Genomic DNA, 26216 nt, shown 5'->3' on the forward strand with positions numbered 1-26216 from the left:
GGCGCTCCTGGCTGTATGGAAAGAGCTCAATCAACCTGCCGTTTCGAAGCCCGTTCCATAAATTGCGTGAATGGACCCATAAGTTGTCTCAATAGCAGCCTTGCGCGCCGGTGTTCTGGTCCTGCCCGACGCACTGGTGCATGCTGGTTCAGAATCAGAGACACGATCCGAAAGCCGCCCCGATATGCGCATGATGTTCCTCACCCATCCGATTGACGCCAAATCGGCGATTTCCGGCATTCTGAAAGACTGGGACAGTCTGGACTGGACGGTCATTGAGGCAGGCGAAGAGCGTATGGATGTGCGCGTCATTCTGCCTGAAACCGACAGTCAGAAACTCGTCGATGCGCTTCAGGCGCGGCTGGCGCCCTTCAAGAACTGGCGGCTTGATATCGTCCCGCTGGAGGCAAGTATCGGTCCGAAAACCGAAGACGCGGACATCACCACTGAGAAAGACAAAAAGCACAAGCCCGAGCAGGACCCGGAAACGGCCTTGCGCGAAGAGATCTATGAAGATGTCGCGACCGGCGCGAAGATCAATTCCACCTTTCTCATTCTCACCGTTCTGTCGGCCATTGTGGCCGCGCTTGGCATGAATGCGAACAGCGTTGCCGTTGTGATCGGCGCGATGGTGATTGCCCCATTGCTGGGCCCTCTGCTCGCCTTTTCCTTTGCGTCCTCCATTGGCGATGTCGAGCTGATGGGCAAAGCAAGCCGCACCGCGCTTGCCGGTCTGGCGCTTGGCTTTGCCACCGCTTTTCTTGTCGGATTGATCGCCCCCATTCATCTGGAAAGTCCGGAGCTGATCAGTCGCACAGTGGTTGGCCTTGATAGCGTGGTGCTGGCGCTTGCCTCAGGCGGCGCCGCTGCGCTCTCTGTCGCGCGAGGGCTTCCGACAACGCTTGTCGGCGTCATGGTCGCCGTCGCGCTTCTGCCGCCATCAGCTGCCGTGGCCATGTATCTTGGCGCAGGCGAAATCGGCCTGTCGCTGCGCGCCGGCGTTCTGCTCGCGACCAACATTATCAGCGTGAATATCGCCAGCATGCTGGTCTTCGCACTTCGGGGCATTCGCCCGCGCACCTGGCTCGAGCGTCGCTCAGCCAAACGCTCCACCCAGATCAATCTGGCGGTCTGGGGCGGGCTGCTCCTTGCCATCACCGCGCTCATCGTCATCGTTCTGGCGTGAGGCGATGAGCAGGCTCATCCGCGCTCGCAGAAACAAGGGCTTGCCTACTGGCGCATTCACTGCGAATCCGTCAGTTTCACGCACCACACGCAAACACAGCTGTCTTTGATGTCGCGCAATTTGATCGGCCCGGAACTTCAGCGGGTCATAGACCTGATTGGAAAACTGCCCGGGCTGGGCCCTCGTTCGGCCCGTCGTGTGGCGCTGTATCTGCTGAAACGCCGCGATGCGCTGCTCATCCCGCTTGCCGAAGCTCTGTCAGACGCGGCGGGCAAGATCACGCGATGCTCCGTTTGCGGCACGTATGACACCGTCGATCCCTGCACAGTCTGCTCAACGCCGGGCCGTGACCAGTCCGTGATCTGCGTTGTGCAGGACGTTCCAGACCTCTGGGCGCTGGAACGTGCGGGCTCCTATCGCGGCCAGTACCATATTCTGGGCGGCGTGCTCTCTGCCCTGGATGGCGTGGGGCCTGAAAAGCTCAATCTGGACAGCCTCGTTCAGCGCTCAGCGCAGCCCGAGGTGAAAGAGATCATTCTGGCGCTGTCAGCCACCGTCGATGGCCAGACAACCGCGCACTATATCTCGGACCGGCTTGAGCATCTGGATGTGCGCATTTCTCGCCTGGCTCAGGGGCTGCCGGTTGGCGGCGAACTCGATCATCTGGACGACGGCACGCTGACAGCCGCCATGATGAGCCGCCGCGGACTGGACTGATCAGCGCGCTGTCGCGCTTTTCGCCATCGCGACATAGAGCCCGCGTCCTGCATCCAGCGCATCGGGATGAATGGTAAAGTCCGGCGTATGTACGCCGCCGACACCGAGCCCGTCTTTTGCCACGCCCAATCCAAAATAAAGCGCTGGCAGCTCCGCCGTGTAATAGGCAAAATCCTCAGAGAACATGCCCTGTCTGTCGGTCACGCGCAGCTCACCGCCCCAACTCTCCCGCAGGACCGGCATCATCTCATCCAGCAGCTCCGTTGCATTGATCGTTGGCGGCGATCCCTTTCGAAGGTTGAAGTCAGCGACGACGCCATAAGCCTCCGCCAGTTTTTCCACGCGAGACGTCACCAGCGTGCGAATGCTTGGCTGCCCGTCCGGACCAACATCAATATCCTCGAAAGCCCGCAGCGTGCCGCCGAGCGTCGCCTCGGTTGGCAGGACGTTCTTCGAACCCGAGTCCGCGACAAGCCGCGCAACGCTGAGAATGAAGGGACGATTTGCAATATCGATATTGCGCGCTGGAAGACGAGCCAGCTCGTCAGCAAATCGCGCCGCCACCAGCGGCAGATCATTGCCCTCATACGGAGCGGCAGCGTGTGACCCCTTGCCCGTCAGGGTGAGATCGAAATAATTGCTGCCTGCGAGCGTCGCGCCGGATGAAATGGTCGCCTCACCGACTTCCATGCCGGGCGCAGAATGCAGCGCGAAAATGGCCTCAACGCCAAGCGCTTTCAAAAGGCCTTCTTCGACAATGTCATCAGCGCCCCCACTGACCTCTTCGGCTGGCTGAAAGAGAAAGATGATCTTGCCGTTGAAACGCGCCGGGTCCGCGGTGATGTCTGCCGCCGCGCCGAGCAGCATGGCAGCATGGGCGTCGTGACCGCAATTGTGCATGATACCGGGAATGGTTGAGCGCGGGCTATGATCTTCCGGCTCAACCGTGCCGATGGTCAAAGGCCGCGCATCCATCTCTGAGCGCAGCGCAATCACAGGCCCTGGCCGCCCTGTATCAAACACGCCAATTACTGCCGTGGGCGCAAGATCTGATGTGACGATCTCGATCCCGCCAAAACGTTCCAGCGCGTCTGTCAGATAGGCTTGCGCCAGCACTTCCTTGCCGCCGAGTTCCGGATTTTCATGCAGATATGTGTAGGCAGCTTGCGACGTTTGCGCTGGCGAAATCGTCTGCTCTGCCGAATAGCCCGTCGGAACCGCTGCGCAGGACATCAACAATGTGACCGACAGAATGGCGAAAGGTTTCATGGCAGGCAACTCCTCTACAGCGCGTCTGGCATATCACGACGCGCCGCCATGACCACCGCCTGCCTTCCGCAGAGCCGCCCTATCGCCATAAAAAAGGCGAACATCACGTCCGCCTTTTTTGCCGAAAACCTAGTTCGATTTGAGCACGAAGCGTCGGCCCCGATCCTGCACCGGGCGGTAGGAGTGCGGAAACAGTGTTTCAAACACCGCAATCTGATCAGCCGAAGCGGTCAGAGGCTTTTCGAAGACCGTCCAGTCGACAATTTCCGAACATGGCGGCGTCGTGAGCGAACCTTCATAGCGATAGACATCCCAACCGCCTGGCAGGAGATCATTCAGATCGAACGTCATGTCCGGATCATAACCGCCTACTGTGCCCGGAAGGGCTGAGATCAGATCTGCCAGCGCCTGGTTCTCACGGCCCTGCTGAAACAGGATGCCGATCACAGCGAGACGACCATCATCCGAGGCGTGCACGAGATGCACTTCCAGCGGATAGCGCGTGCCATGCATAGTGTGTTCAGATCCCGCATGAAAGTGGAACTGAAGGAATTTATAGGTCACGCCATCGACAACAATCTTGCCGGGCGCATCGAGACCAACCTGAAATGTGTGACCATTATTGGTGGTGCTCGTGACGTCTGCCGGATGCCAGTAAATGGCCGGAGGATGAATATCAGCGGCAATCGCACCACTATTCAGATCGATCGGCGACTGTTCTGCGCCCTTGCACGCCGCAAATTGCGGATCAAGATCGGCCCAATGCGTTGGGCCTTCCACACCTTCATATGTCCAGTGCGTAGACGTTGACCCAGCCTGAGCCAGTGGTGTCATGAGTGCGAGCGTTGTCGCAGCGAGCCATTTTCTCATCTCGAACCTCTTGAGCGAGTCCTCTCCCCGTCCCGTAGGACGGCGAGAAATCTGCCGCGGGCTGGTTAAGAATGTTCAAAACGGCTCGTACAATTCATCGAAATCCCGACTATTGGAACACTATGTCGCAGTCAGGATGCTGGCACAGGTTCGATCCGGTAGATCGGCGCGTCAAAGTCATCAATGGTGACATAGAGAAAGCCGTCCGGCGCTTCTTTCACCAACCGGAAGCGAACGCCTTCATCGGTGAACAACGCCTCTTCGCCACGAACGCGTCCCTTATCGAGATCGACGCGCTGGATTTTCGACCCGGCAAGCGCGCTTGTCAGAATATCCCCCTGCCAGTCCGGATAGCGATCGCTGGTCACGAACGCGATGCTGGAGGGCGCAATGCTTGGCACCCATTTTACAATGGGTTGCTCCATCCCCGGCGCTTCGGTTTGCGTCGTGATGATGCTGCCATCGTAATTGACGCCATAGGTAATGGTCGGCCAGCCATAGTTCAGGGATGGCTCGAGAATATTGATCTCGTCTCCACCTTTGGGACCATGTTCGGACTCATAAATTGTGTCGGTCGCGGCATCATAAGCGAGCCCCTGAACATTACGGTGTCCAAAGGAATAAACAGTATCGAGCGCCTCGTCACTGCCGACAAATGGGTTGTCATCCGGCGCGCTGCCATCGCGGTTCAGGCGCATCACCGTCCCATGACTGTTCTGCGGGTTTTGCGCTTCATCCATATAGCGGAAGCCATCGCCCAGTCCGAGCAGCAGCGTGTTGTCTGGCAGAAAGAGGAGCCGTCCGCCATAATGGGCAGAGGTCGCTCGCTTGGTCGGAGCAACATAAATATCGACCGGGTTCTCGAATGTGAGATTGTCTTCGGAAAGCCGCGCTTTCATCAAAGCCGTCGCATTCTCGGACTTGGTGCCTTTCGAATAGGACAGATAGACAAAGCGATTGCTTTCGAACTCCGGGTCAATGGCAATGTCGAGATAACCACCCTGCCCGGCGACCAGTGTTTCCGGTCCACCAGATACGTCTGCGCCACTCGTCGCGCCCGGCGCCACATAACGCACCTGACCTTCACGCTCTGAAACCAGCATGCCGCCATCCGGCAGGAAGGCGAGGCCCCAGGCGAAATCAAAACCAGATGCAGCTTCAACCAGCTGATAACCGGCCTTTGCCTCGCCAGCCGATGGGGTGATGACCGAGGCCGTCTCATCAGACTGAGCCGGAGCACCGCCCGTTTCGCCCGAACCGCATGCGGCCAGCATGGTGCTGCCAAGAAGAGTCATTGCCAGAGCTGCGTGCTTCATCTCGTTTCCTCTATTCAACTGACGTTAAATTTAGGGGGCCTCTACGGAAAGTCAGCCCTGCGAAAGCCAACGCCCTCACTCAAAATGAAAAAAGCGGGGAGACTTTTCAGCTCCCCGCCAGTTACCTTTCAAATCCGGAGTGAGAAGATTACCAGGATTTGCCCAGCGTCACGCCATAGGTGGCTGGCTCGTTAAGGAACAGGTTGGTGAACAGACCTGATGAGTCATCGGTCAGATACGCACCGGTGATGACGTCTTCATCAGCGATGTTCTTACCGAAGAACTCGAGGTACAGCCCCTGTGCCTCATTATCGAAGCGGACAGACAGGTTGATATTGTCCCAGCTGTCGAGCTTGTCGTGCGGTGTGTTCCAGACGCGCGAGAAGCTGTCTGACTGATAATAGTAGTCACCGCGCAGTGTGGCGCTCCAACCATCAAATGGCAGCTCATACCAGGTGTATTCCGCACCGAGAGAGAACGTCGTGTCTGGCGTACCCGGAATGGAGTTACCGGACAGATCTTTGGACTCCCCGTCGAATGGCGTCAGGCCACCAACTGTCTGCGTGTTACCATCTGAGTCTGTGTAAGAGATGGTGCCAACACCGAAGGCCGCTTCCTGGCCAGCAAAGGCGCCAGAGCAAATACCTGCCGTCGATCCCGGTGCGAGCGCACCAGCGGCAATGGCGCCAAGCACCGTTGCATAGCCCTCAGCAGAGACCGCACAGTTAGAGAAGTCACCTGAGTTTTTCAGGACCACAATGTCTGAACGACCACTGGTACGATCCAGCACGTCCAACGCGTAGGTGTCCTGGATTTCTGTATCCAGCAGACCGAGGTTTGCGTTGAAGACCAGCCCATCAACCGGGCTCCAGACTGTTTCCAGCTCAAAGCCTTTGATCTTCGCATCAATGTTGAAGTTCGCAGAGGACCGGTTGATGATCTGAGTGATCTGATATCCCTCATAATCATAATAGAAGCCGGTTGCGTTCAACTGAAGCGCGCCGCCTGCCAGTGTATTCTTCGTACCGAGCTCATAAGAGTTGATGAACTCCGGATCAAAGAACTGCGGAAAGGCATCCGGGTTTCCAGCTGGCTGTGGCGGGTTGATGCCGCCGCCCTTATAGCCGCGTGAATAGAAGCCATAAATCAGCGTGTCTTCAGAGAAGCTGAAGTCAGGTGACCAGTCGAAACCGATACGGCCCGTTACCTCTTCAAACTCAGCCCGGAAAATACCATCCGGCGCGCCAGGTGCTGGCGCTGGCTGGAATGGATCTGGACGTGCTGCATCCGGAACGAACAGATAGGTTGGAATATTCTTCTGTTCTTTTTCGTCCTTGGTGTAGCGAAGACCAACGGTCAGCTGCAGGTCATCCGTAATATCGAGGTAGGTTTCGCCAAACATCGCGAAGGATTCGAGCTCATAAGGAGAGATCGAACGGAAATAGTTCCGACCTGTCGCATCCAGATTGGACAGAATTGGCGGCTCGCCATTGCCAGAGTCATCAACGCTGGTAATGCCACCAAAAATGGCGCCGCCGAGGGCGTTGTTGATTTGCGTCAGAGCCGTCAGAGAGTTCGAGAAAACGTAATAGCTTTCTTCGTTATTCTCGAGCTGGTTGGCTTTGCCATTGTACCAGATCGCACCGAGGTTGAAGTTGAAGCGACCGTCAAAATCCGACTGCAGTCGCAGCTCGTGCGAACTTGCTTCCGAGACAACAGCCGAGAGGTCGAAGGTCCGGAAGAAGTTAGACGTACCAACCTGCGGGTCTGAAACCATGCCGCCCGGGAAGAGCGCCTGATAAACCGGTGCCAGAGCCGGGTTGCCAAGCGGATTGCCGACCACGTTAAACGGTGAGTCTGGCGTCGCTTTGTTATAGTCTTCCTCGGAAAGCGTGCGGCCTTCGTTCGAGGCACCCAGATAGGTCAGGGTCAGGGAATCAGTCAGATCATACTGGCCCTGCCAGATGAACAGGTCCTGCTCTGCCTGATAGCGCGGGTCGAAAGCAGATTCGATGGCGCGCAGATCCGGATTGAGTGCACTTGTGTAAACATCGCCGTTCATCAGACCGGCTGTGATACCCAGACCACCACCCAGCGTCGCAGCCGAGTTCAGACGCTCATAGGATTCGCTAAGCGGCGCGGCCTGACAGCCTTGCGAGGTATAAATCTGATCGGCGCCAGAAATTGGAATGCCCGCAAAAGAGGTGTCGAACGGATCTTTCTTACAGAGCTGCTTGCCCGAGCGCAGACGGTTATCGTCTTCTTCAAAATGCTCATACATGACGAAGCCACGGAACCGATCGGTTGGCTCGAAAGCGAGCGTGGCACGAACGCTGTAAAGATCGCGTCCATCAATGTCCTGACCAGTGATCGTATTCTGCGCGAAACCGTCACGCGTCAGCTTTGAACCTGCCAGACGCAGCGCCAGCTTCTCACCGATCGGCACGTTGACCATGCCCTTCGCCTTGAAAGTATTGTCCGACCCCACGGTGCCTTTGACGTTCGCCTGGAACTCTTCAAACACAGGTTTCGCCGTGATGATGTTCACCACACCGCCGGTCGCGTTACGACCATAGAGCGTACCCTGCGGGCCGCGTAGCGTCTCAACGCGTTCCACATCGAAGAACTCTGCTTCGAAGAGCGCGTTGAAACCGAGTGGCACGTCATTCTGGTGCACACCCACACCGGCATCACCCGATGTCGCGACAAGGTCGGCACCGATGCCGCGGATCTTGAAGTTATAGCCCGAGAAATTGCCTTTCGCGAACGACACGTTCGGAATGGACTTAACGAGGTCCGGACCACCGGCCAGCTGCATTTTTTCAAGTGCATCTTCGTCAAAAGCGGAAACCGCAATCGGAACGTCCTGAATGGATTCAGACTGCTTCTGAGTCGTAACGACAATCGTGTCGAACTTACGCTCACCTTCCTGCGCGACTGCTGATGGCATGAATGCCGCCAATGCAATCGCAGACACGCCCAGAGACAAGGCGCACTTCACCTGTTTTGAAAAGTTCATCATTTTTCTCCTCCCCTCGACACCGTGTAAGCCTCATTGTATTTCGGCGGGCCTACGTTTCGGATTTATCGCGTTATGCGACATCGAGTGCACGAAGGAGACTATTGGTTGTGACCATTTGTCAATGTCCAAAGTGCAAGCTCGTAAAAATGATAGGTAAATTGTGTGTCCCTACTGACACAGTGCAGATTAGTTAACCTTACGGCAGGTATAGGGAGTTCACTTCAAGGTGTTTAAGTCAAATGCACTCGTTCTTTTCTCGGGCGGACAAGACTCCACAGTTTGTCTTGCATGGGCTTTGCGACGATATAAAAACGTCTCTACTGTCGGGTTTGACTATGGACAGCGTCATAAGATTGAATTGATCTGCAGACAGTCTGTTTTATCCCAATTCAAATCTTTAAATACTTTCTCTGAAACCTCTCTTGGCGAAGATATCGTTCTTGATTTGTCAGTCCTTGGACAGGTTAGCGAGACGTCTTTGACACGTGACGTCGAGATATCTGTTGCGAATACTGGATTACCTTCCACTTTCGTACCGGGACGCAATCTGATCTTCCTCACCCTCGCGAGCGCTGTCGCCTGGCGGCGCGGCGCTAACACGCTTGTTGGCGGCATGTGCGAGACCGATTATTCCGGCTATCCTGATTGTCGCCGCACCACGCTGGACGCCCAGGAACAGGCACTTTCGCTGGGTCTCGACCGTGAAATGGCGATCGAAACACCGCTCATGCACAAATCGAAAGCCGATACCTTTGCCATGGCCAAAGCGCTTGGCGGCGAAGAACTCGTAGAAGTGATTGTCGAAGAGACACATACCTGTTATCTCGGCGACCGCTCACACCGCCATGACTGGGGGTATGGATGCGGCACCTGTCCGGCTTGCGAACTGCGCGAAAAGGGCTGGAAGGAATGGACCGAGGCTGGCCGTCCAGTGGATGAGACCGCTCTCGACTAGGGCTTGCTCCCTTTATGGATCAACGGAACACACACGTGACTGTGAAATCGCAAACAGATATTCAGGCCGTTTCGGCTGCGCCCAATCTCGTCGGGCGGACGTTTGAAATCACCCGGACCTCCGGCTTCGAGGCTGCGCACCATCTGCGCCCGAAAGACCCGAACCACCCTTATGGCCAGCTCCATGGGCACTCCTTCCATGTCGAAATCGGCGTGTCCGGCGTCGTCCGGGAAGGAGAAGACTGGGTCGATGATTTTGCACGCATTGGCGACGAACTCGCCAAAGTAACTGCACAACTCGATCACTCTTATCTGAATGATATCAAAGGTCTGGAGCTACCAACTCTGGAGCGCATCTGTGTCTGGATTGCAGACCGCCTCCAACCCAGCCTGCCGAAACTCTCGCGCGTCACGGTTTCGAGACCCAGCCTGAAAGAAGGCTGCACGCTGCGCCTCGACGCACAATGAAAAAACCGGCCTCAACAGGCCGGTTTTCTTTTTAGAATGTGACGCTCAGACCTTAGCTGACGTCATCGCCTGCAGCCTGAGGCGCAGCCGCTTCAACGTCTTTTGCCAGCTTGCGGGCAAAACGGTCAAACGCCCGGTTGGCATCAGACCAGGTTGCACGGCCAACAACGGCGCGAATGTCGTTCTCATAATAGCGATAGTCCGTGACCGAGATCACATTGCCATCGAGATCTTCAATGCTGCCTGTCAGCTTGGCGCCGCCAAGTGAGACGCTGCGCATGCTGAGGCCCGGCGTATCGCCCATTTGCTGGAACGTCGGCCGGTTCGGCTTTGCATCAACGATCTCGACCGTGATGTCGCCATACATGTCGAGCTTTCCGTCGAACTCCTGCATGATGTCTTCACGCAATTGTTCTGTCAGGTAATCGGCTTCGCGCATGCCATAATCATCTTGCAGATCTTCAACCATCTCGTCCGAAAAGGTGATATGGATATCGCCTGCATAGGCCGCTGGCATAAGCGCGAGAGATACCAGGCCAATAAATGCTGTTTTCATAACTTATCTCCTTCTCCGCCCACACTCTATATAGGGCATTTCAAAGCAGATTGCGAGTGAAACAGATGTCGCAGCAATATTTGTAAGATTTCAAAGCTTCACTTCAAGAAAAGTTGAAAAGAAAGAGGGAGCGCCCGCCGCTCCCTTTTTCATGTTACTTGGCGCCTGTCAGACTAGCCTTCACGGTCGCGCTTGCGCTCTTCCTTGCTGGTCGTGACCTTGTCGACCGCCGTTCCAACGACAGCGCCGGTGACACCAACGCCAGCCTGCACGGTTTCCGAAGCGACACTGATGGCCGTCGCCGCGATGCAGCCCGGCAGGACCAGCATGACAGAGAAAAGTCCCGCCACAGCGAGTTTGCGTGATTTCAACATGAGTTGCGTCCTGTTCCCGTTCGATATGGGGCCAGCCTTAACATCGAATGGTGAACAGGACAGTAATCACGCTGTGTTTTCAGCCCGGCGACCTTAGATCGTATCGACGAGCACCAGTTCTGCATCCTCGAGCGCTTTAACCTTCAGCGTCTCAGGCCCGGTGACCGCAACCCCGTCGCGCGCATTCAGGACTTCCTCGCCGATCTGAACCGATCCGGTTGCCAGAACCAGATACCCATAGCGGCCCGCCCTAGTTTCGACATCCAGCACATTGCCTTTTGTCAGCGTCGTGCCGAGCACCTGTGCGTCCTGACGGATCGGCAGCGCATCAGCCTCACCGCCACCGGATGCCAGCACAGACCAGCTATTGGCTCGATCCAGCTTCGGAAAGGCTTTCGCGCCCCAGCTTGGCGCACCGCCGCGCTCTGCCGGCATGATCCAGATCTGGAAAATCGTCGTGTCTTCCGATTCCAGATTGAACTCGGCATGGCGAATGCCTGTGCCTGCACTCATCACCTGAACATCACCGGCTTCGGTGCGCCCCTGATTGCCGAGGCTGTCCTTGTGGCTGATCGCCCCTTTGCGCACATAAGTGATGATTTCCATATTCTCGTGGCCATGGGGCGGAAAGCCGGTCCCGGCGCGAATGGTATCATCATTCCAGACGCGCAACGCGCCATGCCCCATACGCTCCGGATCGTAATAGCCGGAGAAAGAGAAATGATAGTGCGCATTCAGCCAGTCATTCTCAAAGCGGCCAAGGTTTTCAAAACGTCGGATATCAAACATGTGATCCTCCTGATTTCAGTCTTGAGACCAAAATAGGCAAACCAGTTTTTCGCAGTAGTCACAGAACACGAAGTTCAATCTTTCCGATCCGGAAAGAAAGTCAGAACACCGCGTTGAGCTCGCCGACTTCATTCATGCGAATGCGCTGGTGCAGCACATGGACCAGACCATCAAGATCATCCGCGCTGGTCTGACCGTTCAGCTCTGCCTGCAGCAGCAAAAGCGCCGCCAGATCACCCGTCCCGTTCGGCACTTTGTCCTTGATGAAAGGACGCGCCGCGAACATCACATCGCCCTGCCCGCGATCTCCCATAATCCCGACATGACCGCTGTCATGAACCGAGGTCACATAGCGCGCGAACGGTTCGCGGTAGCGTGCGAGCTGCGCCCGGATTTCACTGCGCTCGGGCAGCACATCGGAATGCTTCACATCATGACGCAGCCGGCGCTCAATCTCCCAGAACTCAAAACTGTTCGGCGTGATGACGCTGGCGAGCGGCAAAAGTTCGGAAACAATCGCATCTGCCACCGTCTCATCGACATAAAGCCCTTTGCCGACATCCCCCATAATGGGATCAACGATCACCGGCACGCGCCCGACCGCATGATCAGAAATCATCCGCGCTGCCAGAGCGACCTGCTCGGCGGTCGCGAAATATCCCGTCAGAATGCAATCAACCTGCCCTGGCACATGATTGGCGATCAGACCCTCGGCCATGCCTTCAAAGAGGTTCTGCGGCACGGGCCCACCGCCCGGTGCGCCCCAGCCGGGATGGCGCCCGAGCAGCGTTGTCGGCAGGAGTGACACCCGCAAACCAAGCTGCGGCAGCACTTTCATGGCGAGGCTGCCCCCGACATTGGAGCCGCCAACAAAAGACGAAATGACCAGAACGCTTTTCATGGCAAAGCCATAAGCCTGTTTCGGGGTTTTGTCGCCTCCCCGGTCATGTCCCGTCTTCAAATGGCGTTGAAATCCTTTCCGCAATGCGCAATGACGTGAGGGAAGTCAGATAAACTCGGGGAAGCCTATACATGACCGCGACCACACACCGTCCACGCCGTTCCGTTCTTTACATGCCCGGCGCCAATACGCGCGCTCTTGAAAAAGCCAAAACGCTTCCGGCTGACTCCCTGATTTTCGACCTTGAGGATGCGGTCGCGCCGGACGCCAAGATCGAAGCCCGCGAGAATGTCTGCAATGCGGTCAAAGGCGGCGGATATGGCCCGCGCGAGGTCTGCGTACGCATTAACGGCCTCGACACAGACTGGGGCGCAGACGATCTGAAAGCAGCGGTCGCAGCTGGCCCGGATGCCATTCTCGCGCCAAAGATCATTGATGGTGGCGATATCGACCGGCTGAACGATGCCATGTCGCGCGCTGGTGCGCCTGATGACATGGCGCTCTGGGTCATGATCGAGATGCCAAAGGCCATTCTGAACATTCAGGACATTGCCGAAGCCGTTGGCCGCACGCGCCTGACGACTTTTGTCATGGGCACGAACGACCTCGCCAAGGAACTCCGCGCACAGGCCAAACCGAACCGCCAGATCGCTTTCGGCGCGTCGCTCTCCATGGCGATGCTGGCAGCCCGGGCTTATGACATTGTCGCGATTGATGGCGTCTATAACGACATCAAGAATGAAGATGGTCTGCGCGCAGAATGCGAAGAAGGCGCAGCCATGGGCTTTGATGGCAAGACACTGATCCACCCGTCTCAGGTTGGCATCTGCAACGAGGTTTTCGCGCCATCGCCAGCCGATGTCGAACAGGCGCAGGCCGTGATCGAGGCGTTTGCAGATCCGGAAAATGCCGGCAAAGGCGTTCTGAAGGTGAATGGCAAAATGACCGAACTTCTGCACCTTGCCGAAGCAAAGCGTCTGGTTGCTGTGTCTGAAGCCATTGAGGCAATGCAGGGTTAAGTCCTTTCTGTTGGGTTGCTCGAGCTTGTTCCTCGCCTGTGGCTCGGTCACTCTGCGCCCAGCCCGGTCGGGCTGTTGGGGAAACAGCCTTACGAGCAAGGCGAAGGCGCAGCGCCGCCAAGTCGAAGACGCGGCGCAGGTGCGAGCAAACACAAAACCAAAACAATTGAGTGTATTGTCTTGCTCGAGCTTGTTCCTCGCCTGTGGCTCGGTCACTCTGCGCCCAGCCCGGTCGGGCTGTTGGGGAACACAGCCTCACGAGCAAGGCGAAGGCGCAGCACCGCCAAGTCGAAGACGCGGCGCAGGTGCGAGCAAACACAAAAAACAAAATAGTTGAGTGTATTGTCTTGCTCGAGCTTGTTCCTCACCTGCGGCTCGGTCGCTCTGCGCTCAGCCCGGTCGGGCTGTTGGGGGCACCCAAAACAAACACCTTCATCGCCCCACGCGGTTTTGCGGGAGCGGTGTCAGGCAAAGGATCGGATCTGAGGGGGATCGGGTGGTTTGAAGCGCTCGAACTCTGGCAAGTCCGGCGGCTCGGCTTCCGGGAAAACACCCAGCGCGACGAGCGCAGACCTTGCCCGATAATGCAGCGTATTCAGGTCGTCTCGTTCGGCTTCATCGGCGCAGTTTCGCCAGAGCTCATCGGGCGGCAGCCAGTGAATCAGCGGCTCGAAATAGAGCTGCGGAAGGGGAGTTTTTTGCGCTGGCGATGAGGCGCGCTCAAGGAGTTTTTTGCTTTGCTCTCGTGAGCCTGACGGCTCACATAGAGCGGGCTCAAGGCTGCCCGGGCTTCCGGGATGACAAGAAAGCGTCGAAGAGAAATTGTCATCCCGGGCGAAGACCCGGGATCCAGAACCATCCATATGAAGCACACGGGCGGCGAGGCGTTCGGCCATTTTGTCGGCGCGCTGAAGCAGTTTTGGCAGGCGGGCCAGCCGGGCAAGCACGGCGCTCGCATCCACAATCTCGCGCGCATCTGGCAGATATTTGTATCGCGCCCGCCAGCGGCGAGACTTTCCCGCCGTCCCATTCGGACACGGCGTAGCGATGGAAAAACTATTGAGGCGCACGCGGTCTGACAGGGCATCACGCAGCGCCTGATCCTGTTCGATCATCCAGGTGTTGGGCGGTGGATCATCGGGGTGCGCCGGCCGCGAAACGCGCGGCGTGAGGGTGAGGCCGTCTGCAAATCCGGGCTCGTCTTGTGCGCGCTGTAACAGCTCTGCGGCAAGCCACAGGATGAAGCAGCGCAGCGTGTATTCCATGCGCCGGACCTGCAGGATCAGGGTATTTTTCGCGCCGAGCATCATGTGCGAGGGGCGTCTTGTCGGGTCGTCTTCCGGCTCCAGAGCATCTTCTGCATAGCCCGCAACTCGGGCCATGAAACCCGCCAGGCGCGCGGCGATTTCCGTGAAAATGGGGCGCAGATCAACAGATTTGGATGCGGGCTCTGACATGTGCGCCAGTATGCGGGGTGCTGCGCCTGGGTGGGATTAGTTTTTGGTTTTTACGCTGGATCCCGGATCAGGTCCGGGATGACAGCGGTGGGTTTTCGCTCTCTGCCAGAGCGTGAGACAAGTGCTTGGTTCAAACGCTCAGGCTTGGGTTCCAGCCTGCGCTGGAACCTGCGGTGTGGTGAGAGTTTTCGGATGACAATCTTTTGCGTTTGGAGACTTGTCATCCCGGACGCGATAGCGATCCGGGATCCAGACTTCAGACAACAAAACGCTCATCATACAGGTCTTCCCACTCGGGATTTTCCTGTTCGATCAGCGCGAGTTTCCAGGCACGTTTCCATCGTTTGATGCGCTTTTCCCGCAGGATTGCTTCATTGATATCGCCATGTTCTTCGAACCAGACGAGGCGCTGAACCTTGTATCTGCCAGTGAATGCAGCGCCGTTTCCATTGCGGTGCTGCCAGACGCGCAGAAAGAGATCTTTCGTCACACCCGTATAAAGCGTGCCATTTCGTTGAGATGCGAGGATGTAGACGAAGTAGGCGTTCATGAAAAAGAACATATCATGAACAATTTGTGGTTTCAAATTTGATTTTTTTTCTGGGTCCCGGCTCTCCGTTTCACTTCGGCCGGGATGACAGGGGTGGGTTTTCCGTAGGGATTTTCCCTCTTAATCCGGGGATACCAGACTTGATCTGGTATCCATGCCAGAACGGTGGACACGCGCCCGGTTCAAACGCTCAGGCATGGGTTCCAGCCTGCGCTGGAACCTGCGGTGTTGTGAGGGTTTTCGGTGAGAGAGGGCTGGGTCCCGGATAAGCGCTGCGCACTTTCCGGGATGACAATCGTGCGTGAGAAACCTCAGGCCGCCACCCGCTCATCGGCCGGGATGGTGCCGGCGATAAAGCCGCCGCCCAGCACGCGGGTTGAGCCCTCTGCATCATAGAGCACGCTCGCCTGACCGCGGGCGACGCCTTCTTCCGGCGCATCGAAGAACACGGCCGGGCGTCCATCATGAAAGCCAAGACGTGACGGCTTCGGCTCGCGGGTGGAACGCACACGCACCAGAACGCGCGCGCCAGCTTCGCAGGCCTCGTGCAGACTACCCGGACCAATCCAGTTCGGCTCTTCCATCCAGAGACCCGCTGTCAGCAGGGCTTCGCGCGGGCCGACAATGACCTTACGATTGGGCGCATCAATCTTCACCACGAAAAGCGGCTCGCCGGTGGCGACGCCAAGACCGCGGCGCTGGCCGATCGTGTAGTGAATGACGCCGTTATGTTCGCCGAGCACGCGGCCATCCAGATGTACGATCTCGCCGCCGCGTCCGGAGCCGGGACGCAGCTTTTCAACGACATTGGCGTAAGACCCGTCCGGCACGAAGCAGATGTCCTGACTGTCTGGCTTGTCGGCCACCAGAAGCCCGAAATGTTCCGCCAGCGCACGCACCTCTGTCTTTGGCAGATTGCCGAGCGGGAAGCGCAGAAAGTCCAGCTGGTCCTGCGTGGTCGCAAAGAGGAAGTAAGACTGGTCACGGCTGGCATCGGCGGCGCGGTGTAATTCGCCCCGGCCATCGGCGCCGGTTTCGCGGCGGATGTAATGGCCGGTCGCCATGGCGTCTGCGCCAAGGTCGTGCGCGGTTGCCAGAAGGTCCTGGAATTTGACCGTCTGATTGCAGCGAATGCACGGAATGGGGGTGGAGCCTGACAGATACGTGTCGGCGAAGTCTTCCATCACCTGTTCCTTGAACCGGCTTTCATAGTCGAGCACATAATGCGGAATGCCGATCTCGTCGGCGACATTGCGCGCGTCGTGAATGTCCTGGCCTGCGCAGCAGGCGCCTTTCTTCTGAATGGCGGCGCCGTGATCATAAAGCTGCAGGGTGATGCCAACGACATCATAGCCCTGGGCTTTCAGAAGGGCAGCCACAACGGAGCTGTCCACGCCGCCGGACATCGCCGCGACGACCCGTGTTTCTTCAGGTGGTTTGGGAATCCCAAGGGAGTTCAGCCCATCGACCATCGGGGCCGGGGCGGTGAGTGTTTTGATATCCATGTCTCTCTCTCCAGCGGGTTCAAGGGCCCGTGCAAAGTTCGTGTTGGAGGGGGATATAGTCGAAATTCATCGGAAATGCGATTCCGGCATTGAAGAAACTAGAAAACTGGTTATATAGAAATAATGAATGATCTGATGGCAGCGAAAGCTTTTGATGCGTTGGGGCACGCCAGTCGCGTGGCGGTATTGCGCATGCTGGTTCAGGCCGGGTGCAATGGCCTCAATGTCTCTCAACTGCGAGAAGCGCTGGATATACCGGCGTCGACGCTGGCGCATCACCTGAAAACCCTGACGGATACGGGGCTTGTTGTTCAGGAGAAGGATGGCCGGGAGATCATGTCATGTGCCTGTTATGAGAAGATCAGGCAATTGAATGCGTTTCTGATGGAAGACTGCTGTCGGGGGGCCTTCAAGGAATCTGAAGAGGCATAAGCTGCGAACAGAGCGCACGGACGCACTTTCGTTTGTTTAAAGAAACCATAAAACTAGTAATGTGGAGATAAAAATGAAACGCTTGCATGTTCACCTCGCTGTCGAGGATCTTCACGCTAGCAAGGCCTTCTATACGGCCTTGTTTGGCGCGCCGCCGACGGTCGAAAAACCAGACTATATGAAATGGCAGATGGACGATCCGCTGGTAAATTTTGCGATTGCCCAGCATGAGGGACAAGTCGTGGGGATTGACCATCTGGGTGTTGAGGTGAGCGATGGGGAAGAGCTGGATCAGCTGAATCAATCGCTCCTCGCCGCGCAACAGCAGACGGTCGAGGAACGCGGCGCGACCTGCTGTTACGCCAATTCAGACAAGCACTGGGCGTCAGACCCTCAGGGCATAAGCTGGGAATTTTTCCATACGGTGTCAGAATCGGATGTCTACCACGCTGATCACGGTCCGGTTTCAAAAGAGCAGGGCATGACACGCGCGCACAGCAGCTGTTGTGCGTCCAGTTGATCCGAACAGACGGGGAGGCGGACAATGCGTCTAATCAGCGACTGAAATGGGGTTGGTATCCAAATACGCCCGTAGACGGTCCGCGCAGCCACCGAACGGATCGTTGGAGAAGCAGGCAGCGGCGAAGCCGTCATCCGGAAACGTCATCATGAACGATGAGGCGTCGATATCGCCGCCTTCATACCAGAGCATGTCGTGGCCCCGCCATTCGCCATGCACCAGCCCGAAGGCATCATTGGTCTTGTCATGTCCGAACGTGCGGGTCTGTACCATCAGATCCCAGAACGCCTCGCCGAGAATCTCATGTGTCAGCATGTCGGACTGCCATTTCAGCCAGTCTTCCATGGAGGTCATCACGCCGGAGCCGCCATAATGAGGGGCGTTGCGACGGATCTGGATCAGGCCATCCCCGTGGTGGATGGTGAGGCCAGCGCCGCGCAGCTCGGCGACGGTCTCTGGCGAGCGCGTCGTATAGGCATTGGCGCGGTTGGGGATGACGGTGGTGACATCGTCGTTGATCAGGGATGCGTTCATGCCGAGCGGCATGAAGATCTTCTCCTGAACGAGTTCGGCGAAGGGCTGTTCATAGATTCCGGCAAGGATGCGGGTGATCAGCATGTAATTCACGTTCGAATAGGACCATTGCGTCCCGGGCTCGAACTGCAGGGCCTCAACGCCGAGACATGCCGTGATAGCCTCGTCCACCGTGAAATAGTGAAAGGTTGTCCAGGGCGTGCCCGCCTCTCGCGGCACGCTGGTGTATTCTGTCAGACCGCTGGTCATGTAGAGGAGGTGAGCAATCTTCAGCTCCGCGCCGTATTTTTCCGCTTCAGGGATATAGGCCGAGACCGGGTCGTCCAGCGAAACGCGATCTTCCAGAATCGCCATGGCGAGCGCGGCAGCCGTGATCTGCTTGGAGAGCGACGCGATGTGAAACACCGTCGCCTCGCTGATTGGCCGGTCGTTTTCCATATCGGCCGCGCCGTGCATGTCGAACTCCGGGGGCTCACCGCTGCGAATGAGCCCGATGACGTAACCGGGACCCTGTAGGTGAGCGGGTTCTGCGGTCTGGGCTGTGGCACAGGCGGAAATAAGGACTGTGGTGAGACTGGTCGCCAGAAGCTGCATGACGCGATCGGACAGGCTCATCATCATCACTCCGTGGTCCCTGAATTGGTAAGGGACGTCTGGACTTGTGAGCGCGCCCTTGCCCGATTGTGTACACACCCGTCGTGTGACTGGAAAGGCATCGTGGGCGACAAAACGCTCTTTATCTGCCGGGCTGCGATAAAAAATCACCGTTTGTTCGGGTGAATTTGCCCTTTTGTTCGCAAAAATTCGACATAAGCCTTACTCGTATTGCGGCTTCTTTTTCTGCTAGCCTAGCGCGGCGATAGAAATAGGGAGATTGGACGCATGAGCCGTTACGCAGACGTCTACAAAGCCTGGATGGACAACCCGGAAGACTTCTGGATGGAAGCCGCACAGGGCATTGACTGGGTGCGCGCACCGGAGAAGGCGTTCAACCCGGATGATGGCGTCTATGGCCGCTGGTTCGATGGCGGGCTCTGCAACACGTCCTACAACTGTCTCGACCGCCATGTGGAAGCGGGCATGGGCGATGTGGCGGCGCTGATCTATGACAGCCCGATCACCGGCTCAAAGCGCGTCTATACCTATGCCGAGCTGACAGAAGAGGTCGCGACCTTTGCTGCGGTCCTGCAGGATAAGGGTGTGGGCAAGGGTGACCGCGTGATCATCTATATGCCGATGGTGCCGGAAGCGGCGATCGCGATGCTCGCCTGCGCGCGGATTGGCGCGATCCACTCGGTCGTGTTTGGTGGATTTGCCCCGCACGAGCTGGTGACGCGGATTGATGACGCCAAGCCGAAAGTCATTGTCTCGGCCTCCTGCGGGATCGAGCCGAACCGGGTGATTGCCTATAAGCCTCTGCTGGACAAGGCGGTCGCCGATTCAAAGCACAAACCGGATCATTGCATCATTCTGGAGCGCGAAGAGCATGCCATTGAGAGCATGAGCACGCGCGACCATGACTGGACGGCGCTGATGGATGAGGCACGCGCCGCAGGGCGCAAGGCGGACCCGGAACCGATGAACGCGACCGATCCGCTCTATATTCTCTACACCTCCGGTACGACGGGGCAGCCCAAGGGCGTGGTGCGCGATACAGGCGGCCATATGGTGGCGCTGAAATGGTCGATGGATAACATCTATGATGTGAAGACCGGTGAGACCTATTGGGCGGCATCTGATGTCGGCTGGGTGGTCGGCCACTCCTACATCGTCTATGCGCCGCTGCTGCAGGGCTGCACGACCATTCTGTTTGAAGGCAAGCCGGTCGGTACGCCCGATGCCGGCACATTCTGGCGGGTCATCGAAGAGCATAAAGTGGCTGCGCTGTTCACCGCGCCAACCGCATTTCGTGCCATCAAGAAAGAAGACCCGAAGGCGGAATTCCTCGCAAAATATGACACGTCTTCTCTGCGGACGCTGTTCCTTGCCGGTGAGCGGGCCGATCCCGACACGATCAAATGGGCTGAGCAGATCCTCGATGTGCCGGTGCTGGACCATTGGTGGCAGACCGAGACGGGCTGGGCGATTACCGGCAATCCGGTCGGGCTGGAACTCTTGCCGGTGAAATACGGCTCGGCGAGCGTGCCAATGCCAGGCTATGAGATCCATATTCTGGATGAAGGCGGTCATGAGGTAGAAGGCCCGAACACGCTGGGCGCTGTGGCGATCAAACTGCCACTTCCGCCGGGCAATCTGCCGACGCTCTGGAACAATGATGAGCGCTTCCGGAATGCGTATCTGAACCATTTCCCCGGCTATTATGAAACGGCCGATGCAGGCTTTATCGATGAGGATGGCTATCTCCACATCATGGCGCGCACCGATGACATCATCAATGTGGCGGGCCACAGACTATCGACCGGCGGCATGGAGGAAGTGCTCTCGTCTCACCAGTCGGTGGCAGAGTGCGCTGTGCTTGGCATCGCAGACGCGCTGAAAGGCCAGAAGCCCATCGGTTTTGTCGTGCTGAAATCAGGCAATACCAAGCCGCTCGACGAGATCGAGAAAGAGTGCATCCAGCTGGTCCGCGAAGAGATCGGCGCGGTGGCGGCGCTGCGCCATATCATGGTGGTGGATCGTCTGCCGAAAACGCGTTCGGGCAAGATCCTGCGGGCGACCATTCGCAAGATTGCCGATGGTGAAGAGTGGAAAATGCCAGCAACCATCGATGATCCGGCCATTCTGGATGAGATCACCGAAGCGCTGCGCTCGCACGGCCTGCTGACGGATCAGGCAGCCTAGCGGCTCTGGTCGGGATGCGGTCTGGCGCGACGCTGTGACCGCTTTTCCGTGCCTGCGTGTTTGCTAAAATAACCTCAGCTGAGGAGGGCTGACATGCGTGTGCTGATAATGTCTGTGATGCTGGCGGGCGGGTCTGGACTTGCCGCATGTGGCGGCCCGGCGGTGGATAGCCCGGAAGACACGGTGCCAGCGATCGAGGAAAGCGACCTTCAGGGCGCGCGCGATGCGGCGGCGAAACTCGGCCGTGAGCTGAAAGCCCAGCTGATCGCCGCGATAGAGGCAGAGGGGCCCGTTGGCGGCGTCCAAGTCTGCGCGCAGATCGCGCCGGATATTGCGAAAATGGTTTCCGAAGATACGGGCTTCGAGGTCGGGCGGACTTCGCTGCGTACACGCAATGCGTCCAACATGCCGGATGGCTGGGAGCGCGAAACCCTGCTCGCGTTTGATGAGGCCATGCGACACGGGAAAACAGCTGATAGTCTGGAGCGGGCCGAAATCGTCTCAGAGGACGGCGTGCAGACGCTGCGCTGGATGAAGCCGATCCCAACCGGGCAGCTTTGTCTGGCCTGTCATGGCGAGCATGTCGATGATGCGGTGCTGGCCGAAATTGCGGCGCAGTATCCAGGTGATCAGGCGACCGGGTTTCAGCCGGGAGAGATGCGCGGTGCCTTTACCGTCAGCAAGGTGATGTCCGCCTCGAATTGACCGGCGGGGTATTAATATGGTCGACGCCCTCTGACGGGAACCTCGTAATATTCTGAGTATGCTCTGCCGTGGGCGCCACGAACGGCTTGTTTCAAATAAAACTCCGCGTCCTTCAGGCCCAAGGATTCCGTAAATTCGGTATAATATCGCACATTGCGATGCAGATAATAGTTTGCCGCACCAAGCCCGGCAGGAAACGGCTTCAAAAGGTTTGCAGAACAGGGCGCCGGGACGGTTTCGCAGGAATCGACTGTTTCAGGCGGCGTGGCCGCCATTTGCAGGAACTGAACAGCGCGTTTTGTATAGAATTCCTGTTCTTGCCCGACCGCCTCGCGCCCGCGCGGCAAATACTCGAGGCGCATCATATACTGGGCGATTTGGTCGCCTTTTTTTGCCCAGCATTCGGCCTCATCCACTGAAAAGTGTTTATAGCTGAAATCCCGATTGCCTGCGTCTCGGGAATAATAGTTTTCCCAGAGCATCCAGGACGGATCGACCAGCTTTTTGGCCGCAATATCGTTCCATCCCGGCCCTGATGGACGACGCCTCATCTTTTCATCATGGGAGAGTGAATCTGGTGGCGGCACGTCCCACACGCTGAAGTCGAACTTAACATCGTCAGCTGAATCAAGCCCCGGAAGCTTGGATAGATCAAAGTGATGATCAATTCCATATATATACTGATAGCTGGGTGAAATCGGACCGCAGAAACTCGCGTCCGTTTTCTGCTTGATGCGCACAACGCGCCCCGGCATGCCGCCGCCAAGGGAGGGCTGGGAGACGGTGATCGTATTTGTGGCGCGGGGCCTTTGATCGTCAGAGGCGGCACAGGCGCACAGTGCCAGGGCAAACACCAGAACAAAGTATCTCATGAACCACACCTCCAACCCGCTTTGGTGTGGAGGTTAGAGGGGACTTGCGGAGCACGCAATTGCGGCTTCCCAACGGGCAGGGGCTGTGTCTTTGTTGCTCATGGAAAAGCGAGGGGCGGGGCCATGTTTTCAAGACGATTTTTGTTGTCGGCTCTGGCCGTTTTGCCATGGGTAAGCGCAGCGCGCGCAGGCACGAAGGAGCACGCCATGTATGGATTGATCGGAAAGTTCACCGCCGCTGAGGGACAACGCGACGCGCTGATGGGCTATCTGGTGGAAGGCTCACAGAATATGCCGGGCAATCAGAGCTATGTCGTGGCGGCTGACGCGGGCGATGAAGTGACGATCTGGGTGACCGAGGTCTGGGACTCGCCGGAAAGTCATATGGCGAGCCTGAAACTGGAAACGGTTCAGGCCGCGATCGCGAAGGCACGTCCGCTGATCGCAGGCATGGAACGGGTCGCGGAAACGGCTGTTGCGGGCATGGTTTAGGCGCGGCGGCTAAGCGCCGGCGTTACTCGCTTTCGAGTTTCGCACAAGCTGTCCAGAGGCCGCCTTCGCAGGCCATATCGTAATAGCGGGCCATCACAGCCGTGCTGTTCTCATCCAGAATGAGATTGCCATGTCTGGCGATATCCCCGGCGCGTTCGCAGGAATCGGCATGGCCGACCTCGCAACCCATTTGCGCGTAGGTGAAGGCGGTGCGCATGTCTTCCGGCTTGTTATAGTCACCGCCATAAATCAGTGAGAGGTTTTTGCAGCTTTCACCATAGCCGCCATCGCAGGCCTGTTCGAGCAGATCCATGCCGCCTTCCAGATCGCGCGATGTGCCCTGACCGTTGAACATGAAGCGGCCAAGCTCTCCGCAGGCGCGCGGACGTGTGTCACTGCAGGCCATGCTCATGCGCTCATAGGCGAGCCGGAAATCCGGATTGTCCGGGTCGCCATTGGCGTATTCATAGCCGGAAATCTCACAGGCGCCGAGAATGCCTTCATCACAGGCCACATCCAGAAGGTCGAGCGCCTGGATGCGGTCCTGATCAATGCCGCGTCCTTCCAGATAGGCTTCGCCCAGTCCGGCGCAGCTGTAAAAGTCTCCTGTGGTACAGCCAGCGAAATAATAGGCCGTGCTTAATTCATCGGTTTCGTCGGTCGATGGAGTGACCTCGCGCGCATAATAATAGCCGACAAAGCCACAGGCTTCGGCGTCGCCCTCCATGCAGTCCTGCTCGAGCTCTTCCATGCTGCGTTCTGCCTGTTGTGCCAGCGCGCTCAGACCGCCAAGCGAGAGCTGTGCGAGGGCGATCAGTGGGAGCGCGAATTTCAGCATGAGGTGTTCCGGTTTCTCGTTTCCAATCAGGCGTCTGGCAGAATGACCCGAATTGTCGGGCGGCGCAATTGCAGAGGCGGATCGTCGGCAATCGACGGCAAAACGGCAGACTTCAGACCTTTGGTGCGCAGACTTTTTGCAGTGAAGCGCTACAAAGACTCGAAAAAATGAGCGTATCATTGCTCGTGGTTGAGGGTCTGTGTTGCAGGCAGCAAGGCTAGGGTGGGTGATATGGAGCAGGTGAGCAGCTTTTCAGGCATGTCAGCGCGTGTGCGGCGTCTGGTCGGCGCAACGGTGCTGACGGCGGCGCTGGCATGGCCCGTGATGGCAGAAGAATGCGTCGGACCGCCCGGTGTGCGTCCGGCGGAAGGTGCCTGGGACGCTCTGATGGCCGAGATTGAGGTGATGACCTCTCCGGACATCGTCGATTTCCAGATGGGAGAACAGGTGATCTATCGGATGCGGGATCGTTCGCAGACCGACATGATGGACCCGATTGTGGAGCACCTGCGGGATCTGAAGCCTGAGATCGAGATGATCCAGGGATATTTCGACCGCCCGCCGACACGTCCGGTTCTGGTGGTTGAGAGCCAGCTTGAGGATTACAATCTGCCGCCGGCCTTTGTGCATTGCGCGAGGCGCGGGGAAGAGCATGATGTGAACTGGCTCGACCGGCCGGGTGTCGAAGCCTTTCCGACCGGACTTTGCATCATGGTGGTCCGGACCCATACCATCTCCGGTTCTGCGAAACTCCGGTATGCGCTCTCGCATGAATGGATGCACACTTTGCAGAATGACGCCTATACGCCGGAAACCATGGCGCAGCTCTGGTGGGCAGAAGGCAGCGCTGAATGGGCGGCGCAGGTGATGAATCCCGGCACGGCGTTTCGTGATCACAAGATCACGGAATTTTACGCCAAACAGCGACGCTGCGACCTGACGCAACACAGCTATGACGCTCAGCCTTTCTTCTTCTGGAGCGAGCAGGCCTTCAGTGCCGACTGGGTGGTGGCGATGGCCATGGGTGGACGTCGTTTCACCTCTGACCCGGCCGGTGTCGCGCAGACCCTGCCGCCGGACCGCTGGATGGATTGGGCGATTGCGCAGGCCGATCGCACAGTGACCATGCCTGATGGTCGTCCTTTGCCAGCTCAGCTCGAAGCTGAGCCGCTTGAGATTTCGGATTCATGTGAAGCCCGGCTGGAAGCGGCGCCGCTTTCGGTTCAGCTGCGTGAGGTCAGCCTGCCGGAAGGCGCGGCTTCACGTCTGCGGATTGAAGCCAATGATGCACGCGTCGCCATTCGCAAATCGGGGGAAACAGACTGGCAGAGGCTCGACCCCGGCACGACCTTTTTAGACCCACCGTTCGAGACGCTGGAGCTGGTCGCCATCATGCCTTCAGGGCGCGATATGAATGTCCGTCTGTCCATGGACAATACCGATGGTGGTAGCTGTGCCTGTCATATCGGGCGCTGGATGGAGGCACCGAGAGCTGTTGCAGAAGACAGGATGGACGGTGCCCGTGATGCGCTGGCGGCTGCGGCGCAATTCCTGCCGCCGGACAAACTGGCCGAACTGAGAGAGGCGCAGGCCAAAATCTCAGGGATGAATCTGGAAGACAAATATCACTTCCGCGATGAGACGGTTGAGCTGATCGCCGGAGATGCCGGCGGGGATGTGAGTTTCCGGACGCGTGGCCCCATCATCAATATTCGCCCCGGCGGTGGTTTCTCGATTGAGGACCCGCATGTCATCACGAGCGGTGACGGCGAGCGCATCGAGTATTTCGACTATCTCCATTACGGCACATGGCAGGTGAGAGACGGTATTCTGGAGCTCGACCTGGAAAGTGTGCGCTATCGCGGCGTGGTGGAGGGGCCGAATTCAGATGGTCCGCAACCGATTGAAGGGGAGGGCAGCTCCTTCACCGCAGCGTCCTATATCGGGGGTGGCGGGCAATGGGTGACGCAATGCAGTGCCGGTCAGATGACCTTACTGCCAAAGGATGAGCGCAGTCGCGGACCTGAAAAGAACGCCGTGCTTGTGCGCAACTGAACCGGTTTGGGCG

Annotated in this window: 25 protein-coding genes; 11 read left to right on the plus strand and 14 right to left on the minus strand. The window is 57.7% G+C overall.

The window, feature by feature from the left end:
* Nucleotides 1-100 precede the first annotated feature (100 nt).
* Nucleotides 101-1186, plus strand: coding sequence for a TIGR00341 family protein (locus ACFQDM_RS02670; protein WP_377375093.1), 1086 nt, complete (start codon nt 101-103; stop codon nt 1184-1186).
* 108 nt (nt 1187-1294) lie between these two features.
* Entirely contained in the window at nt 1295-1903 is a 609-nt protein-coding gene (gene recR, locus ACFQDM_RS02675; RefSeq protein ID WP_377375095.1) for a recombination mediator RecR, read from the plus strand.
* Here recR and ACFQDM_RS02680 read toward each other — a convergent pair whose 3' ends face one another.
* The 4 genes from ACFQDM_RS02680 to ACFQDM_RS02695 all read right to left on the minus strand — a co-directional run bounded on the left by ACFQDM_RS02680 (nt 1904) and on the right by ACFQDM_RS02695 (nt 8380).
* A complete protein-coding gene (locus tag ACFQDM_RS02680; RefSeq protein WP_377375098.1) occupies nt 1904-3172 on the minus strand; it encodes a M20 metallopeptidase family protein in 1269 nt (422 codons plus the stop codon). It abuts the gene before it with no gap.
* Between the two features lie 129 nt (nt 3173-3301).
* Nucleotides 3302-4042: a carbonic anhydrase gene (locus tag ACFQDM_RS02685; protein ID WP_377375100.1), complete on the minus strand. Its 741-nt coding sequence runs from the start codon at nt 4040-4042 to the stop codon at nt 3302-3304.
* 131 nt (nt 4043-4173) lie between these two features.
* Nucleotides 4174-5358, minus strand: a complete 1185-nt coding sequence (locus ACFQDM_RS02690) for a PQQ-dependent sugar dehydrogenase (protein ID WP_377375102.1) — start codon at nt 5356-5358, stop codon at nt 4174-4176.
* Between the two features lie 148 nt (nt 5359-5506).
* The gene (locus tag ACFQDM_RS02695; protein WP_377375104.1) at nt 5507-8380 is read right to left on the minus strand and encodes a TonB-dependent receptor; all 2874 of its coding nucleotides are present in this window, start codon (nt 8378-8380) and stop codon (nt 5507-5509) included.
* Nucleotides 8381-8606: 226 nt separating this feature from the next.
* On the opposite strand from ACFQDM_RS02695, the gene queC reads away from it, so the two are divergent.
* Both queC and ACFQDM_RS02705 read left to right on the plus strand, forming a co-directional pair.
* Complete coding sequence (gene queC, locus ACFQDM_RS02700) at nt 8607-9335, plus strand: 7-cyano-7-deazaguanine synthase QueC (RefSeq protein ID WP_377375107.1); 729 nt, start codon at nt 8607-8609, stop codon at nt 9333-9335.
* Nucleotides 9336-9370: 35 nt separating this feature from the next.
* The gene (locus ACFQDM_RS02705; RefSeq protein ID WP_377375109.1) at nt 9371-9802 is read left to right on the plus strand and encodes a 6-pyruvoyl trahydropterin synthase family protein; all 432 of its coding nucleotides are present in this window, start codon (nt 9371-9373) and stop codon (nt 9800-9802) included.
* Between the two features lie 52 nt (nt 9803-9854).
* Here ACFQDM_RS02705 and ACFQDM_RS02710 read toward each other — a convergent pair whose 3' ends face one another.
* The 4 genes from ACFQDM_RS02710 to ACFQDM_RS02725 all read right to left on the minus strand — a co-directional run bounded on the left by ACFQDM_RS02710 (nt 9855) and on the right by ACFQDM_RS02725 (nt 12422).
* Complete coding sequence (locus ACFQDM_RS02710; RefSeq protein WP_377375111.1) at nt 9855-10358, minus strand: hypothetical protein; 504 nt, start codon at nt 10356-10358, stop codon at nt 9855-9857.
* A gap of 173 nt (nt 10359-10531) precedes the next feature.
* Entirely contained in the window at nt 10532-10732 is a 201-nt protein-coding gene (locus tag ACFQDM_RS02715) for a hypothetical protein (RefSeq protein WP_377375112.1), read from the minus strand.
* Between the two features lie 93 nt (nt 10733-10825).
* Nucleotides 10826-11521, minus strand: a complete 696-nt coding sequence (locus ACFQDM_RS02720) for a pirin family protein (RefSeq protein WP_377375115.1) — start codon at nt 11519-11521, stop codon at nt 10826-10828.
* Nucleotides 11522-11621: 100 nt separating this feature from the next.
* Entirely contained in the window at nt 11622-12422 is an 801-nt protein-coding gene (locus tag ACFQDM_RS02725) for a bifunctional hydroxymethylpyrimidine kinase/phosphomethylpyrimidine kinase (protein WP_377375117.1), read from the minus strand.
* A 131-nt stretch (nt 12423-12553) separates the two neighbouring features.
* Between ACFQDM_RS02725 and ACFQDM_RS02730 the strand changes: the two genes are divergently transcribed.
* A complete protein-coding gene (locus ACFQDM_RS02730) occupies nt 12554-13441 on the plus strand; it encodes an HpcH/HpaI aldolase/citrate lyase family protein (protein ID WP_377375120.1) in 888 nt (295 codons plus the stop codon).
* A 464-nt stretch (nt 13442-13905) separates the two neighbouring features.
* On the opposite strand, the gene ACFQDM_RS02735 is transcribed toward ACFQDM_RS02730, so the two are convergent.
* The 3 genes from ACFQDM_RS02735 to mnmA form a co-directional block, all read right to left on the minus strand.
* Complete coding sequence (locus ACFQDM_RS02735; RefSeq protein WP_377375123.1) at nt 13906-14898, minus strand: hypothetical protein; 993 nt, start codon at nt 14896-14898, stop codon at nt 13906-13908.
* 256 nt (nt 14899-15154) lie between these two features.
* Nucleotides 15155-15460, minus strand: coding sequence for a GIY-YIG nuclease family protein (locus ACFQDM_RS02740; RefSeq protein ID WP_377375126.1), 306 nt, complete (start codon nt 15458-15460; stop codon nt 15155-15157).
* A gap of 299 nt (nt 15461-15759) precedes the next feature.
* Nucleotides 15760-16920 (minus strand): tRNA 2-thiouridine(34) synthase MnmA, encoded by a 1161-nt coding sequence (gene mnmA / locus ACFQDM_RS02745; RefSeq protein WP_377375390.1) that lies wholly within the window; start codon nt 16918-16920, stop codon nt 15760-15762.
* A gap of 156 nt (nt 16921-17076) precedes the next feature.
* On the opposite strand from mnmA, the gene ACFQDM_RS02750 reads away from it, so the two are divergent.
* Together ACFQDM_RS02750 and ACFQDM_RS02755 are read left to right on the plus strand one after the other, a co-directional pair.
* Entirely contained in the window at nt 17077-17385 is a 309-nt protein-coding gene (locus tag ACFQDM_RS02750) for an ArsR/SmtB family transcription factor (RefSeq protein ID WP_377375129.1), read from the plus strand.
* Nucleotides 17386-17458: 73 nt separating this feature from the next.
* Nucleotides 17459-17905 (plus strand): ArsI/CadI family heavy metal resistance metalloenzyme, encoded by a 447-nt coding sequence (locus tag ACFQDM_RS02755; protein ID WP_377375132.1) that lies wholly within the window; start codon nt 17459-17461, stop codon nt 17903-17905.
* Nucleotides 17906-17935: 30 nt separating this feature from the next.
* Here ACFQDM_RS02755 and ACFQDM_RS02760 read toward each other — a convergent pair whose 3' ends face one another.
* Nucleotides 17936-19054 (minus strand): serine hydrolase domain-containing protein, encoded by a 1119-nt coding sequence (locus tag ACFQDM_RS02760; protein WP_377375135.1) that lies wholly within the window; start codon nt 19052-19054, stop codon nt 17936-17938.
* Between the two features lie 267 nt (nt 19055-19321).
* Here ACFQDM_RS02760 and ACFQDM_RS02765 point away from each other — a divergent pair, with 267 nt between their 5' ends.
* Nucleotides 19322-21241, plus strand: a complete 1920-nt coding sequence (locus ACFQDM_RS02765; RefSeq protein WP_377375137.1) for a propionyl-CoA synthetase — start codon at nt 19322-19324, stop codon at nt 21239-21241.
* A gap of 93 nt (nt 21242-21334) precedes the next feature.
* On the plus strand, nt 21335-21946 hold the full coding sequence (locus ACFQDM_RS02770; RefSeq protein ID WP_377375140.1) for a Tll0287-like domain-containing protein: 612 nt from the start codon (nt 21335-21337) through the stop codon (nt 21944-21946).
* An 11-nt stretch (nt 21947-21957) separates the two neighbouring features.
* On the opposite strand, the gene ACFQDM_RS02775 is transcribed toward ACFQDM_RS02770, so the two are convergent.
* Complete coding sequence (locus ACFQDM_RS02775) at nt 21958-22818, minus strand: hypothetical protein (protein WP_377375143.1); 861 nt, start codon at nt 22816-22818, stop codon at nt 21958-21960.
* Nucleotides 22819-22941: 123 nt separating this feature from the next.
* Between ACFQDM_RS02775 and ACFQDM_RS02780 the strand changes: the two genes are divergently transcribed.
* Nucleotides 22942-23310, plus strand: coding sequence for a putative quinol monooxygenase (locus ACFQDM_RS02780; protein ID WP_377375145.1), 369 nt, complete (start codon nt 22942-22944; stop codon nt 23308-23310).
* 22 nt (nt 23311-23332) lie between these two features.
* On the opposite strand, the gene ACFQDM_RS02785 is transcribed toward ACFQDM_RS02780, so the two are convergent.
* Nucleotides 23333-24148 carry a tetratricopeptide repeat protein gene (locus tag ACFQDM_RS02785; RefSeq protein ID WP_377375148.1) on the minus strand — a complete coding sequence of 272 codons (816 nt, stop codon included), beginning with the start codon at nt 24146-24148 and terminating at the stop codon, nt 23333-23335.
* Nucleotides 24149-24379: 231 nt separating this feature from the next.
* Between ACFQDM_RS02785 and ACFQDM_RS02790 the strand changes: the two genes are divergently transcribed.
* A complete protein-coding gene (locus ACFQDM_RS02790; RefSeq protein WP_377375151.1) occupies nt 24380-26203 on the plus strand; it encodes a hypothetical protein in 1824 nt (607 codons plus the stop codon).
* The last annotated feature ends 13 nt before the right edge of the window (nt 26204-26216 follow it).

The organism is Ponticaulis profundi, from assembly GCF_042659465.1.
Classification (GTDB): Bacteria; Pseudomonadota; Alphaproteobacteria; order Caulobacterales; family Hyphomonadaceae; genus Ponticaulis; species Ponticaulis profundi.

Coding starts and splice junctions, on each gene's coding strand:
- ACFQDM_RS02760 (WP_377375135.1), bottom strand. CDS start 19,054: ATGAGCCTGTCCGATCGCGTCATGCAGCTTCTGGCGACCAGTCTCACC.
- mnmA (WP_377375390.1), bottom strand. CDS start 16,920: ATGGTCGATGGGCTGAACTCCCTTGGGATTCCCAAACCACCTGAAGAA.
- ACFQDM_RS02730 (WP_377375120.1), top strand. CDS start 12,554: ATGACCGCGACCACACACCGTCCACGCCGTTCCGTTCTTTACATGCCC.
- ACFQDM_RS02770 (WP_377375140.1), top strand. CDS start 21,335: ATGCGTGTGCTGATAATGTCTGTGATGCTGGCGGGCGGGTCTGGACTT.
- ACFQDM_RS02755 (WP_377375132.1), top strand. CDS start 17,459: ATGAAACGCTTGCATGTTCACCTCGCTGTCGAGGATCTTCACGCTAGC.
- ACFQDM_RS02710 (WP_377375111.1), bottom strand. CDS start 10,358: ATGAAAACAGCATTTATTGGCCTGGTATCTCTCGCGCTTATGCCAGCG.
- recR (WP_377375095.1), top strand. CDS start 1,295: ATGTCGCGCAATTTGATCGGCCCGGAACTTCAGCGGGTCATAGACCTG.
- ACFQDM_RS02725 (WP_377375117.1), bottom strand. CDS start 12,422: ATGAAAAGCGTTCTGGTCATTTCGTCTTTTGTTGGCGGCTCCAATGTC.
- ACFQDM_RS02740 (WP_377375126.1), bottom strand. CDS start 15,460: ATGTTCTTTTTCATGAACGCCTACTTCGTCTACATCCTCGCATCTCAA.
- ACFQDM_RS02720 (WP_377375115.1), bottom strand. CDS start 11,521: ATGTTTGATATCCGACGTTTTGAAAACCTTGGCCGCTTTGAGAATGAC.
- ACFQDM_RS02775 (WP_377375143.1), bottom strand. CDS start 22,818: ATGAGATACTTTGTTCTGGTGTTTGCCCTGGCACTGTGCGCCTGTGCC.
- ACFQDM_RS02680 (WP_377375098.1), bottom strand. CDS start 3,172: ATGAAACCTTTCGCCATTCTGTCGGTCACATTGTTGATGTCCTGCGCA.
- ACFQDM_RS02790 (WP_377375151.1), top strand. CDS start 24,380: ATGGAGCAGGTGAGCAGCTTTTCAGGCATGTCAGCGCGTGTGCGGCGT.
- ACFQDM_RS02735 (WP_377375123.1), bottom strand. CDS start 14,898: ATGTCAGAGCCCGCATCCAAATCTGTTGATCTGCGCCCCATTTTCACG.
- ACFQDM_RS02780 (WP_377375145.1), top strand. CDS start 22,942: ATGTTTTCAAGACGATTTTTGTTGTCGGCTCTGGCCGTTTTGCCATGG.
- ACFQDM_RS02690 (WP_377375102.1), bottom strand. CDS start 5,358: ATGAAGCACGCAGCTCTGGCAATGACTCTTCTTGGCAGCACCATGCTG.
- ACFQDM_RS02750 (WP_377375129.1), top strand. CDS start 17,077: ATGAATGATCTGATGGCAGCGAAAGCTTTTGATGCGTTGGGGCACGCC.
- ACFQDM_RS02715 (WP_377375112.1), bottom strand. CDS start 10,732: ATGTTGAAATCACGCAAACTCGCTGTGGCGGGACTTTTCTCTGTCATG.
- ACFQDM_RS02685 (WP_377375100.1), bottom strand. CDS start 4,042: ATGAGAAAATGGCTCGCTGCGACAACGCTCGCACTCATGACACCACTG.
- ACFQDM_RS02785 (WP_377375148.1), bottom strand. CDS start 24,148: ATGCTGAAATTCGCGCTCCCACTGATCGCCCTCGCACAGCTCTCGCTT.
- ACFQDM_RS02695 (WP_377375104.1), bottom strand. CDS start 8,380: ATGATGAACTTTTCAAAACAGGTGAAGTGCGCCTTGTCTCTGGGCGTG.
- ACFQDM_RS02765 (WP_377375137.1), top strand. CDS start 19,322: ATGAGCCGTTACGCAGACGTCTACAAAGCCTGGATGGACAACCCGGAA.